Annotated in this window: 15 protein-coding genes; 6 read left to right on the top strand and 9 right to left on the bottom strand. The window is 34.9% G+C overall.

The annotated features are described in order from the left end of the window. The 3 genes from RT250_RS10585 to RT250_RS10575 form a co-directional block, all read right to left on the bottom strand. The gene (locus RT250_RS10585) at positions 1–630 is read right to left on the bottom strand and encodes a hypothetical protein (protein WP_313114686.1); all 630 of its coding nucleotides are present in this window, start codon (positions 628–630) and stop codon (positions 1–3) included. Beyond that, positions 620–1,330, bottom strand: a complete 711-nt coding sequence (locus RT250_RS10580) for a carboxypeptidase-like regulatory domain-containing protein (protein ID WP_313114684.1) — start codon at positions 1,328–1,330, stop codon at positions 620–622. The genes RT250_RS10585 and RT250_RS10580 overlap by 11 nt, the downstream gene beginning before the upstream one ends. 138 nt (positions 1,331–1,468) lie before the next feature. Next, complete coding sequence (locus RT250_RS10575) at positions 1,469–2,536, bottom strand: DUF3810 domain-containing protein (RefSeq protein WP_313114682.1); 1,068 nt, start codon at positions 2,534–2,536, stop codon at positions 1,469–1,471. 194 nt (positions 2,537–2,730) lie between these two features. Here RT250_RS10575 and RT250_RS10570 point away from each other — a divergent pair, with 194 nt between their 5' ends. Next, entirely contained in the window at positions 2,731–4,182 is a 1,452-nt protein-coding gene (locus RT250_RS10570) for an aminoacyl-histidine dipeptidase (protein WP_313114681.1), read from the top strand. Positions 4,183–4,321: 139 nt separating this feature from the next. Here the strand turns inward: RT250_RS10570 and RT250_RS10565 are convergent, their stop codons facing one another. From RT250_RS10565 to RT250_RS10555, 3 genes are read right to left on the bottom strand one after another with little or no spacing between them, the layout of a single operon-like run. Then, positions 4,322–5,431, bottom strand: coding sequence for a peptidylprolyl isomerase (locus RT250_RS10565; protein WP_313114680.1), 1,110 nt, complete (start codon positions 5,429–5,431; stop codon positions 4,322–4,324). A gap of 6 nt (positions 5,432–5,437) precedes the next feature. After that, positions 5,438–5,992, bottom strand: coding sequence for a gliding motility-associated peptidyl-prolyl isomerase GldI (gene gldI, locus RT250_RS10560; RefSeq protein WP_313114679.1), 555 nt, complete (start codon positions 5,990–5,992; stop codon positions 5,438–5,440). Then, positions 5,982–7,007, bottom strand: a complete 1,026-nt coding sequence (locus RT250_RS10555; protein ID WP_313114677.1) for a DHH family phosphoesterase — start codon at positions 7,005–7,007, stop codon at positions 5,982–5,984. Before RT250_RS10555 ends, gldI begins: the two co-directional genes overlap by 11 nt. A gap of 183 nt (positions 7,008–7,190) precedes the next feature. On the opposite strand from RT250_RS10555, the gene RT250_RS10550 reads away from it, so the two are divergent. After that, the gene (locus tag RT250_RS10550; RefSeq protein WP_165148494.1) at positions 7,191–7,610 is read left to right on the top strand and encodes a nucleoside-diphosphate kinase; all 420 of its coding nucleotides are present in this window, start codon (positions 7,191–7,193) and stop codon (positions 7,608–7,610) included. Between the two features lie 76 nt (positions 7,611–7,686). Here RT250_RS10550 and RT250_RS10545 read toward each other — a convergent pair whose 3' ends face one another. From RT250_RS10545 to recF, 3 genes are read right to left on the bottom strand one after another with little or no spacing between them, the layout of a single operon-like run. Further along, complete coding sequence (locus tag RT250_RS10545; protein WP_313114676.1) at positions 7,687–7,983, bottom strand: DciA family protein; 297 nt, start codon at positions 7,981–7,983, stop codon at positions 7,687–7,689. 58 nt (positions 7,984–8,041) lie between these two features. Then, entirely contained in the window at positions 8,042–8,464 is a 423-nt protein-coding gene (locus RT250_RS10540) for a lipocalin-like domain-containing protein (protein WP_313114675.1), read from the bottom strand. A gap of 12 nt (positions 8,465–8,476) precedes the next feature. Further along, positions 8,477–9,556: a DNA replication/repair protein RecF gene (gene recF, locus RT250_RS10535; protein ID WP_313114674.1), complete on the bottom strand. Its 1,080-nt coding sequence runs from the start codon at positions 9,554–9,556 to the stop codon at positions 8,477–8,479. A gap of 289 nt (positions 9,557–9,845) precedes the next feature. On the opposite strand from recF, the gene RT250_RS10530 reads away from it, so the two are divergent. From RT250_RS10530 to mutL, 4 genes are all read left to right on the top strand, one after another. After that, the gene (locus RT250_RS10530; RefSeq protein WP_313114673.1) at positions 9,846–10,610 is read left to right on the top strand and encodes a tetratricopeptide repeat protein; all 765 of its coding nucleotides are present in this window, start codon (positions 9,846–9,848) and stop codon (positions 10,608–10,610) included. 3 nt (positions 10,611–10,613) lie between these two features. Then, on the top strand, positions 10,614–11,111 hold the full coding sequence (gene ribH, locus RT250_RS10525) for a 6,7-dimethyl-8-ribityllumazine synthase (protein WP_313114672.1): 498 nt from the start codon (positions 10,614–10,616) through the stop codon (positions 11,109–11,111). Positions 11,112–11,309: 198 nt separating this feature from the next. Further along, positions 11,310–11,594, top strand: a complete 285-nt coding sequence (locus RT250_RS10520; RefSeq protein ID WP_139854947.1) for a riboflavin synthase subunit beta — start codon at positions 11,310–11,312, stop codon at positions 11,592–11,594. Between the two features lie 6 nt (positions 11,595–11,600). Then, the gene (mutL, locus tag RT250_RS10515; RefSeq protein WP_313114670.1) at positions 11,601–13,481 is read left to right on the top strand and encodes a DNA mismatch repair endonuclease MutL; all 1,881 of its coding nucleotides are present in this window, start codon (positions 11,601–11,603) and stop codon (positions 13,479–13,481) included. The last annotated feature ends 23 nt before the right edge of the window (positions 13,482–13,504 follow it).

Genomic DNA, 13,504 nt, shown 5'->3' with positions numbered 1-13,504 from the left:
CTACATATACTTATGTGCAGTCCCTAAATTTATACGTATTCCGAAACTAATGTTGAGGTAATTAGCCCCGTTAAAAGTGTCTTTTAATTCCTTAGGAACTTTCACATTCATAAAATCATGACGTAATTTCGTAGAAGCATAAACACCTAAATAGTTTGAGAATCGGTAGCTAAGCTCAGGATTTAACCAAACTGCAGTCGCGGTATCGCTAAAATTGTCACCTGTGGCGTGATTTCGATAGGTTGAATACCCAACACCAAGTCCAATGCTAGCGTCAAAATCTCCTATGTGCTTTTCATAATTAACCATTCCTCCAACTACATAATTATTGGATCGAAAGTAGTTCCCTATTAGCTCGGGGTTGGAAACATTAGATTTAAAAAAACTAAAATATGGGCCAACATAAAAGTCTTTAGTTGTTTTAATTTTAAAAGAAAATCTCGCCCCCATTTTTAAATCCAAACCATTATTTGCAAAATTATCACCAAATGCAATTGGAAAATATGGGCCAAAACTGATATTGCCAATGTTCTTACCTGGTCCTAAGGTGTCTAATTTAGTAGTCTCTGTTTGCTGTGCAAAAGCGGTTGATGAAATAAATAACACCAACACTAAGGTTCTAATATTCAAAAACATAAGTGTTTTCAGGGTTTGTTAGTGGGATGGAAATTGTTTGTTCAGGCCCGTCATTCAATTTGTAAATAAAATCTACAGTTGTACCTAGCTGACTTTCTACATTTATATAAATATCTGAGTATTCGGAGTCTAAAAATCTAAATTCAAAATCCTCATCTACACATTGGTTTAAATCATTGCCATTTAAGTCAACTTTGCAAATAGCAGAATCATAATTAAGTTTGAATTCAAGAGTGTTAGAGTCTCCTGGAATGTTGTTGATATGAAGGTTTAGTTTTGCGTACTTGTTTAGCTGAATAACTCCTAGATTATATGTTGAAACATTACGATTATTGCTTTCGTCGCCAAAGGCTTTGGCAGAATAATCTATATTTTCAATTAGCTCGGTATCATAGGAGTGATGCCAGATTTCGCCAAAGGGTTTTGAGTTAACCGCTATATAAAAATTATAAGGTGGTTTGGACATAAGGGAAGTGAATTCAAATTGTCCGTTTTCATCACTTATAGCTTCGCCTAAAATTGCATTTCGGGTTGTTTGAGAACGTACCGAAATATTTGGTATAGGGTTGTTGCTGCTGTCAACAATGGTTCCTGTAACCAAAACACGTTTATCATTCATTATATCGACCTCACAAGATTGAAAGAGCAAGACGATACCAAATAGTAAGTATTGAAATAGATGTTTTCTTCTCATAAATAAGCAATTTTCAATGCGGCAAGAATAATAAAAATCACCTAATTATTATGGTTATCACTCAGAAAATAGTCCTGATTTAAAATTTTTATCAAGTTAATCGTCTTATTTAATTATTATTTAAAGACAGGAAAAGGATTATAAAGTTCTCCCTTCAAAATAATTAACCACCAAAGCCACCATGTAATTATAACTTTTTATACCATCACTTTGGTTATTTGCTTTTAAGAAATTATCCCAAAATACTTTTGAAAATGTTTCCAAAGGGTTTTCATAGCTTCCCCAAAAATCTTGCATTTCTCTATAACTTGCTAAAATTCCTGGGTTGATGGTTTTTGTTAATTCAAAAAAATCAACTTCACTGTTTCTAAACACATCGCTTAATAAATAGCGAAGTGTAAATATGTGACCAGCGTATTGTATATAAGTGTCGTTGTTGTAAAGGGTCGCTAAAGTTGCTATAAAATTGGCTTCATTTTCGGCAGCATAACCAATTTGATGCGCTTCTTCATGGCACGCAACCACAGGGAACTTATAAGTTTTAATTAAATTGTTTACTTGTGCTTCTCCAGAAAATGGATTTAGATATCCACTATACCCCATATACGTTAGACCTAAGCTCCAACCGCTATTTTTAATACTTCGAGGAGAGTAGGCGAGTTGAGGGAATTCTTCTTCTAAATTAACATAACCGTTTGTAGATTTTTGCAGAATTGTTTTTTGGGTATAGGGAACCTCCACTTTTAGAGTATTACCTCCGTTTAATTCACTGTGCAATCTATTACTCTTTTTAATAAATTTTTTAGTTGTTTCCAGTAATTGCTCGTAGCTGTAATCACTTTCTAATTGTAGTGATTTATGAAGTGGTAATCTGTAATAATTGAAAGCCCAAAGTATGTGGAACATAAAATATACTACCGAAACTGCAGCAGTAATGTCTATTAAAACTCGAAATGGTTCAAAACGAAGTCGGTAATAGTTTTTGTAAACCCATCGTAGAGCAATAATAGCAATCAGTAGATAAAAAACGTCTCCAACAGAAAATGGAACCCACCCGAACAGGTAGCGAGAGATTTTTGAAAGTATTGGATATAATCCCAAACTGTAATACTTCTCTACAAATTCTGGAAAATTCTTTAGAATTTGAAGCAGAAATATCTGTATTGGTAGAAGCAGTGCAATGATTAGTAAAGTTCGTCTTTGCATAATTCAAACTTACAAAGGAATTCTTTCTCTACATAATTTTTATAGCGGATGAAAAACGGTAATTTTGTGGAAATGTGCTTCGTATTCACGGATAAATTAAACCTACAAGGAGCCCTGTAAAAATGTGGGGAGTACTTCGGAAGATATTCGTGGATTCGCGGCAAGAATTTTTCACAATAAAAATTATTAAATATATGAACCAAGAAATAAGAAACTTAGAGCCTAAGGCGCTTTGGAACAAATTTGCAGACCTTAACGCTGTACCGCGACCTTCGAAAAAAGAGGAGCGTGTAATTGCTTTTATGAAAGACTTCGGAAAAAGTCTTGGATTAGAAACCATAGAAGACGAAGTAGGAAACGTAATTATCCGCAAGCCTGCAACTAAAGGAATGGAAGACCGAAAAATGATTATTTTACAAAGTCATTTAGATATGGTTCACCAAAAAAACAACGACACAGAGTTCGATTTCGACAAGCAAGGAATTGAAATGTATGTTGATGGGGATTGGGTACGCGCCAAGGGAACTACACTTGGGGCAGACAATGGTTTAGGAGTTGCTACAATAATGGCGATTCTTGAAAGTGACGATATAGAACATCCAGCAATAGAAGCGCTTTTCACTATAGATGAAGAAACAGGAATGACAGGTGCAAAAGGCTTAAAAGGAGGCATCTTGAAGGGAGATATTCTTTTAAACTTAGACACAGAAGAAGATGATGAAATAGGAATTGGGTGTGCTGGTGGAGTAGATATTACTGCTACAGGCGAGTATAAAAATGTTGAAGCCTCTAAAAATGGGCAGTCGTATATTATTAGTGTAAAAGGACTAAACGGTGGTCATAGTGGAATGGACATCATTAAAGGTCTTGGAAATGCAAATAAGTTGATGAACAGATTACTTTTTGCTACTAATGACTTTATGGAATTAGCAAATCTTGAAGGAGGTAGTCTTCGAAATGCAATTCCACGTGAAAGTGTGGCACAGGTTGTAGTTACAGATGAATCGAAATTTCATGCTGCATTCGAAAGCATGAAAAATGATATTCTTGTAGAATATAAATCATTAGAAGAGAATCTTTCAATTACTGCTGAAAAGAGCGATAAGGCTTTTGCTAAAGTAATGCACAGCGAATGTCAGACTAAGCTTTTAAATGTTATGAATGCTGCACATAACGGTGTTTATAGAATGTCTCCAGACATTGAAGACTTGGTTGAGACTTCAAATAATATTGCAAAAGTAACTGTTGCAGGTGGAAGTATCAAAATTGAATGTTTAACTAGAAGTTCAGTTGAATCTTCAAAAGCGACTTTAGCAAATGCTTTAAAATCGACTTTTGAACTAGCAGGTTACGAGGTTAAGCTTTCAGGTGACTATCCTGGATGGGCGCCAAATATGGATAGTGCTATTTTAAAAGTAATGGACAGTCTCTACGAAAAAATGAATGGTGAAAAAGCTAATGTAGCCGCTTGTCACGCAGGATTAGAATGTGGTATTCTAGGTCAAAATTATCCAGGGATGGATATGATTTCTTTTGGCCCAACTATTAGAGGAGCACATTCTCCTGATGAACGTGCAAGTATTTCCTCAGCTCAAAAATACTGGGACTTTACACTTGAAGTAATGAAGAATATACCTAAGAAATAGCTTTGAGTCGTTTCGCTACCTAAATTATTTAAGAATAGGGTAGAGTTATAGCTTATTTAGCGCTTTACAATTGATATAAATAAAAAAGAGGAACTGATTTAAAATCGGTTCCTCTTTTTGTATTTAGCAAGATTATAATTTACTTCACAATCTCTACAATTTCAAGTTCGAAAATTAATTCAGAATCAGCAGGGATAACTCCTGGAACTCCTCTTTTACCATATGCTAAATGAGAAGGGATAAAGAGTGTAGCTTTATCGCCAACTTTCATATTTAGTAATCCTTCGCGGAAACCTGGGATTAATTGGGCGTCTTTGCTGTAATCTGTTGGTACTGGTATATATTGTCCAGCTGCTTTACGCATTTCATCTACCATTTCGTATTGCTCAGCATTTTTTAAAATATTCGAATCGAATAATTTCCCGTTTGTCAAGTAACCAGCGTAGTTCATTAAAATTTTGTCGCCTTCGTTAGGTTGTTCTCCCTCTGACTTTTCGTTGAAGTAAATTTTTAAACCTGAAGGAAGAGAATCAGCTTTAGCTTTTAGAGCATTTAATTCCTCTGCTTTGGTAGATGCAATTTTGTTAATGCGCTCTTCTTTCTCTTTTTTCTCTTTTTCTATTTTACTCATCTCTTCAGTAAAATAAGGTACTTTCACCTTTCCTTTATTGATGATATTTACTTTTTCAATAATTACTGGAGAAATTGGTTTATCACCAGGTTTTTCTGTTTCTACTACCCCAATGGTGTCAACAATATCTTGCCCAACTACAATCTCACCAAAAATAGTATGACGACCATCTAACCAAGGCGTTTCTTTTAAAGTAATGAAAAACTGACTTCCGTTAGTCGCTGGGCCTGAATTAGCCATTGCTAAAAGTCCTTTTCTGTCAAATCGAATAGTGTCGGTAATTTCATCTGGAAATGCGTAGCCAGGGCTTCCTGTACCATCACCTTTCGGGTCTCCACCTTGAATCATAAAATCTTTTATAACTCTGTGAAAAGAAAGTCCATCGTAAAAGCGCTTTCCTTTGTAAATAGAATCAACCATTCCGTTAGTACCTTCGGCTAATGCTACGAAGTTAGAAACAGTAAGTGGAGCAGTTTCATTTTTTAGTTTAGCAACAAAAGTTCCTTTATTAGTAATAAATTCAGCATATACACCATCATCTTTTAATTCGGGGTATTTCTCTTGACAAGATGCAAATGCAAGCGTAAGTGATAATAATAGAAATGATAATTTTTTCATAAATAATTAATTTTCGTTTGATTGTTCAATTGAGTGTAAAGTTACAGTGCTCTGCACAGGAATATTAGTGCCGAGTTTTTGTTCGATCCCATAATAGCCATAGGCTTTATAAGAAGGAAAAAGGAAAGTTACTGTTTCACCTTCCTTCATAAGTTTTATGCCATCACGTACACCAGAGATGAGTTCTTGATTGCTTTGGTCTACTTTATATTGCTGTAAACCATTATCTTTTTCTGAAAGAATCATGGAGCCATTTAGGTCTTTAATGTCGTATGTGAATTTTACAATATCTCCTGGATCAGGCATATCTGAGGATGAGGTATCGCGTTTATTGTAAAAATACCAGAATCCACTTTCCGAAGTAATGTAGTTGTGAGTTGAGTCTTTTGCGATTATTTTTTCGATATAATCTTTTTCCTCCTCATAAAGTTTTTTATTCCTTTCTGCAGATTCTTTTATAAATGTACCAGACTGACTTTGTATAGGCTTCCTGGCTTCAGGGCTTTTACAAGAGGTGATTAAAGCAGAGAATAACAATATGTGTATTAGCTTATTGAGCATTTGCAAGTTCGTTTTTATAACGTGGCAAGATACTAATAAATTCGTTTATGGTTTTGTTAAGGTCTTGCGAACTTTTTCCGCCGGCAGCATTAATATGTCCACCACCACTGTAATGATTACGAGCAAAATCATTTACTGAAAACGTTCCTTTACTTCTAAAAGAAATTTTTACAATACTCTCTTGTTTGTTTTCAATGAATATTACAGCGAAAACAATACCTTTAACCGACAATGCATAATTTACAAATCCCTCGGTATCCCCTTTTCTAAAATTATTTTCGTCTAATTCACTCTGCGTAAGTGTAATGTAGGCGGTGTGTAATTCTGGAATTAAATGCAAGTTGTTTAGGGCAACGCCTAGCAATTTCATTCTTTCGGGGCTGTTATTGTCATAAACATTTTGATGAATAATAGCACTTTCTGCACCCGTCTCAATCAATTTTGCTGCAACTCTATGTGTAGTAGGAGAGGTTGACGAAAAACGAAATGATCCGGTATCGGTCATTATTCCAGTATATAGATTGGTAGCTACTTCTTTTGATAACATTTCAGTACCATCTAAGGCATCAATAAAATGGTAAACCATCTCTGCAGTAGAGCTCATTTTAACATCGCTATATGTTGCTACAGCGTAGTCTGAAGGTTGTTGGTGATGGTCTATCATTACAAATTTTGCAGAAGATGCTTCCAAAACCCCCTTAAGTGGTTCGCCAACTCTACTTAAATCGTTAAAATCTAGCGTGAAGATTATATCAGCTTGATTTAACGTCTCAGCACTTTTTTCAATCTCCTTTTCATAGATTAAAATATCATCTGCTCCGGGCATCCACTTTAAGAAATCTGGAAAGTCATTAGGCATTAATACAGCTGTATTATGTCCTTCACTTTTCAGAAAAAATGAAAGGCCTAAACAAGAGCCAAGCGCATCCCCATCAGGGTTTCTATGGCCGATGATTACTATGTTTTGAGGTAATTTCAGTAGGTTTTTTACTACTTCTGTTGTTTCTTTATTCATAGGGCGCGAAGATACGACAAAGCCTTTTAACCTTAAAGAATCGAATATAGTTAATTAATGGTGAAAATCCTGGTGAAATGATTGAACTATATCTAATTATGTGTGCTAAGTGTCTAAACAAAAAGCATAGGCTTTGAATGTTGAAAATAAAATACCTATTTTTGCCGAAATTTAAAAAACACAATGAGAACAGACAGAACATTTACAATGTTAAAGCCCGATGCGGTTGAAAAAGGACACATAGGCGCAATTCTTGAAAAAATTAACGCTTCAGGTTTTAGAATCGTAGCGATGAAACTTACTCATATGACTACAAATGATGCTAAAGCATTTTATGCAGTACATAGTGAGCGTCCATTTTATGGCGAATTAGTGGAGTATATGACACGCGGTCCAATCGTTGCTGCCATTCTTGAAAAAGAAAATGCAGTTGAAGATTTCCGTACATTAATTGGTGCTACTAATCCAGCAGATGCTGCTGAAGGTACTATCCGCAAAATGTACGCTGCTTCAATTGGCGAAAACGCAGTTCACGGAAGTGATAGCGATGAAAACGCTGCAATTGAAAGTGCTTTCCATTTCTCAGGACGTGAAATGTTCTAAGTATTTACTAAATATTTATATTGAAAACGCCTTCCAAATTTGGAAGGCGTTTTTATTTTTAGCTTTATACTTTGCCTTATCTTAAAATCAACTTTTTAATTAATTCTCTTCCCAGCTCTTCATTGAGAAGTTTAACAATTTTGTCTTTTCCGTAACTGAGCTCCTCACGCAATACTGAAGAAGAAAGTTGCACGTATAATGTCTCACGATCTAATTTAACGTCGGAAGTGTATTTTACAATTGCGTGCCCCATAACAGCTACCCAAGCTTCTTTAGCGTTTACCTTGTCCAAGCCTTTATCAAGCTTGTTTTTACCAATAAACTCTTTTAAAGCATCTCCAAGTGATATATTTTCTGCGTATCGTTTAGCCATTTTTCAATTTTAGAAATGTGAATTTTTAGGTATATCATTTACTATTCAACTTTTGTAATCAATCTACAATGTCAAATTTTTTAAACCTATTATAGGTGTAAGTTTTATTATCTCTGTTTTTTAAAACCAAGGTGCTATCTTTTGCTTCAACTACTGTTTCTTTCCACTCGTCGAATGAAGTTTTGTAGTGCATGATTAATTGGTTTTCTTTAATATTTAAAGTAAAGTCCTCTGTCACACCATTTGTGTTAAAGGTTCCATCGATTTTTGGAGAAACCTTTGTGCGAGTTCCGCTATCGCCATTTATCTCAATATAGTCTATTATGGTGTTTACACCAAAGTTTTTAACTTCTCCGTCTGGCATTTCTACCGTGTTTATTTCCCAATAACCGCTAAGATTTTGCTTTTGTTCCTTTGGATTTGGTTTTTCACAAGAAAATAAAACGGTAGTTAGTATTAACAGTATTATTCTAAAATTCATTTTTTCTTAAGTTTAAAGCTGAAACATTTTATACGACTGATGTACTTTTTTTATTACCTCCTCTGTGCGTTCGGCATGTGTATCACTGATGAAAAGCTGCCCGAAGTTTTCCTTGTCCACTAAAGTAATTAAATGTTCTACACGGGTTTCATCCAGTTTGTCAAAAATATCATCTAAAAGTAAAATAGGATTAGTTTTAGTGTGGTTTTTTATAAAATCGAATTGCGCAAGCTTTAATGCTATTAGATACGATTTTTGTTGCCCTTGTGAGCCAAACTTCTTGATAGGATGTTCGTCAATTTCAAAAATTAAATCGTCTTTATGAATTCCAAAGTTGGTGTACTGTGTTATTTTGTCTTTTACAATATTTGTTTGAAGAAGCGTTAGTAAATCATTTTCCTGTAATTGACTTTGATAGACTAAATTTATGGATTCGTCGCCACTGCTAATCGACTTGTATCTGTTCTGAAATATTGGAAAAAATTCTTCTAAAAATGCGGTTCTTTTTCCGAAGATTGATGTTCCGTAATTGTGAAGTTGCTCATTGTAAATGTCAATGGTATCTTGATTAAAGGTGTTGTTGGCGGCAAAATACTTTAATAGGGAGTTACGTTGTGATAATACTTTGTTGTACTTCAATAGAGTTTGTAAGTAATCTGGATCTCTTTGCGAAATAACACCGTCAATAAACTTTCTACGTGTGTCGCTTCCTTCAATAATTAAATCTCTATCAGCGGGTGAGATGATCACTAAGGGTAGAAATCCAATATGCTCACTTAATTTCTCGTATGCCTTTCCATTTCTTTTAATGATCTTTTTTTGTCCTTTCTTGGCACTTACAACAATTTTTTCCTGACTTTCTTTTCTGTCGTAAAACCCTTCAACTACAAAAAACTCCTCTCCGTGTTTAATATTTTGAATTGTAATAGGATTGAAATAACTTTTTCCAAAGGAAAGGTGATAAATAGCATCTAGAACGTTAGTTTTTCCTACACCATTATTACCTACAAAGCAATTGATTTTAGGATCAAATTCGAAGGATTTGGCTTCAAAATTTTTATAGTTAAGTAAGGATAGTTTTTGTAAATTCATATAAAAAATTGACTTAGGATATTTAGGCCTACACGATGTTTTTAGTGCTTTTTAGAACTATTACAGAGGTGATTTTTAATAAAGATGTAAAAATACAAGGTTTGACGTGATTTTGTCTAAAGACTAGTGTTCTTTTGTTTAAAATCTATTCTAAAAGGTTTATTATTGCTCGTTCATGGCGCTTGGAGGTCTATTAATAGTAGGATTTAGTATTAATAAAAAATAAGAAATATTATTCCTTTTAAATTCCATTAAAAATTTTATTTTTGCGCCACTATAATCAATAACTATGGCAACGTACAAAAAACGCGGAGGCAAACCTAGAACTAAGGTTGAAAAAGAAGAACAATTAGAAGACGGCAGCACAACTGCAGAAGTATTTAATACCCTTGACGAAGGCGCATCTAAAACGGAAGCGTGGATTGAAAAGAACCAAAAAGGTATTTTAGGTTTCATTATCGTAGTAGCTGTATGTGTTTTAGGATATTTTGCTTACGACCAGTATATAAAAGCTCCTAAGGAGGCAGAAGCGATGAACGAATTGTTTCAAGCACAAAACTATTGGGAACAAGCTTTAACTGCTCCGGCTAAAGACTCGCTGTACAATCTTTCACTTCAAGGAGGTGAGGGTAAATATGGTTTTATAGATATAATTGAAAACTATAGTGGAACAAAAGCGGCAAACCTTGCACATTATTACGCAGGAATGGCTTACCTTAACACTAATAAATATCAAGATGCTATTGCTCAGCTAGATAAATTTAGCAGCAAGGACGATGTTTTAGCTCCTTTAGCTAAAGGTGCAATTGGTGATGCGTTCGCTCAACTAAATCAGAATGAAGACGCTTTAAAATATTACGAAGAAGCTGCAAAAATGCGCTCTAATGAATTTACTACGCCTCGTTTCCTACTAAAAGCTGGAATTGTAGCGATAGCTTTAAATCAGAATGACAAAGCATTAAAGCACTTTAAACAAATAGCGGATGAGTATCCGAATTCAACTGAAGCTGCAAAAGCCGAAATTTATACCGGACGTGCAGAAGCAATGAAATAAAAAATGGCAACAGAAAATACAAATTTATCGGCTTACGATAAAACAACAATCCCAAATGCGAAGGACTTTCGATTTGGGATTGTTGTTTCAGAATGGAATCACAAAATAACAGAAGGAATGTTTCAGGGCGCTTTCGATGCTTTGAAAGACTGTGGTGCTATAAACGAGAATATAGTTCGTTGGGATGTTCCGGGAAGCTTTGAGTTAATTTACGGCTGTAAACGTATGACTCAGAGTTATGATATGCTTGATGCAGTAATTGCAATAGGTAGCGTGATTCAAGGAGAAACTAAACATTTTGATTACGTTTGTGAAGGCGTAGCACAAGGAATTAAAGACTTAAATGTTCAGGGAAATATACCTGTTATTTTCTGTGTTCTTACAGATAATACTATGCAACAAGCCATAGATCGTAGCGGCGGAAAGCACGGGAACAAAGGAACTGAAGCAGCTATTGCAGCAATTAAAATGGCGCAACTTCGCAAAGATTCTAAATTTTAATATTTAGTAATTATACTTCGAATTCGCTCAATTCTCAAAATTTAAGATTCCAAATTTAATTTTGTCAGGCTAAAAGCAAGCGAAGTGTGTAATGTACTACGCACTGCCAATGAGCACGTAATATACCATTGGTACAGTAATTGTTCAAAAAACATTTAAATTCAGAATTGAATTGAGTAACTTTGAGGCACGACAATTATGGGACTAATAGGTAGAAGAAAAAATAAGAAGTATAGTTATAAACCACGTCATTTTGAATATGACGGAGAAGGTAGCCCTTTTTCAATAGGTCATAAGTTTGATCAATACAGGACTACTGTCGGTGAAAACACAGGGATAAAAGCTAAATTTAGAACTGCTTGGGCAGATTTAAGACAGTCTTCAGATAGAAAAACCAATTTGAGACTTTTGGCTATAATCGCAATTCTTGTGCTTATTTTCCTATTTATTATTGATTTCGATTTATCCATTTTCTACGCATAGATTTTAATGTCAGACATTATTCAGTTATTACCAGATCACGTTGCTAACCAAATTGCAGCTGGGGAAGTTGTTCAACGCCCTGCTTCGGTAGTAAAAGAGTTATTAGAAAACGCCATTGACGCGAAAGCTACTGCTATAACACTTGTTGTTAAAGATGCAGGAAAAACACTTGTACAAGTTACTGATAATGGGGTAGGGATGAGTGTTACCGATGCGCGATTGAGTTTTGAACGCCACGCGACTTCAAAAATTAAATCGGCTGAAGATTTATTTAACTTAAATACAAAAGGATTTCGCGGAGAAGCTTTAGCTTCTATTGCTGCAATTGCACACGTTGAATTAAAAACGAAGACTGCAGATTCAGAAATTGGAACGCATTTAACCATTGAAGGTAGCAAAGTAATTTCACAGGAACCAGCTGTTGTCCCAAAAGGCACAACTATTTCGGTGAAAAATTTATTTTATAATATACCAGCCAGACGAAATTTTCTTAAAAGTAATACTGTTGAAACGCGCCATATAATCGACGAATTTCACCGTGTAGCTTTGGCACATCCTAGCGTTTCTTTTCATATGCTTCACAATGGAAGCGATGTTTTTAATCTTCCCTCGTCAAATTCGCGTCAACGAATTGTAAATATCTTTGGAAGTAAGACGAATGAAAAACTTGTACCGGTAAGTGAAGAAACGGAGATTCTTAAAATAGAAGGTTTTGTAATGAAACCTGAATACGGAAAGAAAAGTAGAGGAGAGCAGTTTTTCTTTGTAAACGACCGTTTTATAAAAAGTCCATATTTGCATCACGCGGTAAATTCAGCATTTGAAGGCTTGATGAAAAACGATGTTCATCCAGGGTACTTTTTGTTTTTAGAAGTAGATCCACATTCTATAGATATCAATATTCATCCTACGAAAACCGAAATTAAGTTCGACGATGAGCATTCTATTTATGCAATGCTTCGCGCAACTGTAAAACACAGTTTAGGACAGTTTAATATTGCTCCTGTGCTCGATTTTGAAAGAGATAAAGGGTTCGACACCCCTTATGAATACAGTAAAAAAGCACCAACAGCACCCACTATAGAGGTTGATAGAGATTTTAATCCCTTTAAAGAGAAACCTAAACAAGCAAATATAAAATTCCCGTTTAGCAGAGGTAAAGAATCTTCTTGGGAGTCGTTATATGTCGGACTAAAAGGTGAAAATGCAACCTCTAGTTTCGGCACCACGCAACAAGGCGAAGAGAGATCGTTGAGTGCCGTAGAAATGGAGTTTGAAAGTGAAGAAGTGACGGGAAGTCTTTTTACTGAAAAAGAAACTGAACGCGGACAAACAACGTTTCAACTACAGAATAAATACATAATAAGTCCGTTAAAAAGCGGAATGATGGTAATTCATCAAAACCTTGCGCATCAACGAATTCTTTATGAGGAATTGCTGAAGAATATAACCGTTAAAGAAGCGGTTAGTCAGCAATTATTGTTTCCACTTCAGCTTAGTTTTTCTAAACCTGACGTAGCTATTATTCAAAAAATACGGGAACAGTTGGAGAACACAGGTTTTATTTTTTCAGAGTTAAAAGATGAAACTATTGAGATTAGCGGAATTCCGATATTGATACTAGAAAGCCATGTTGTAAATTTGCTAAGTCAGCTTATTGATGATATAAAAGAGGAAGTGCCGGATAGTGGTTTCAGTCAGAACGATATGTTGTCTAAATCGATGGCAGCAAGTATGGCAATTAAAACGGGGGTTTCTTTAAATAGCGAGGAGCGTGAACATTTAATAAACCAATTGTTTGCATGTAAGGAACCGTCTGTAAGTCCAACCAATAAGCCAGTTTTCATTACTTTAGGTGTAAATGAACTGGATAAGAAGTTTATGTAGAATTAACCTTTAGAGGTTTAAAT

The sequence above is a fragment of the Aequorivita sediminis genome, from assembly GCF_032080575.2.
GTDB lineage: Bacteria > Bacteroidota > Bacteroidia > Flavobacteriales > Flavobacteriaceae > Aequorivita > Aequorivita sediminis.
Note: the sequence above shows the minus strand (reverse complement) of the source record. Positions and strands in the feature narration are given on the sequence as shown.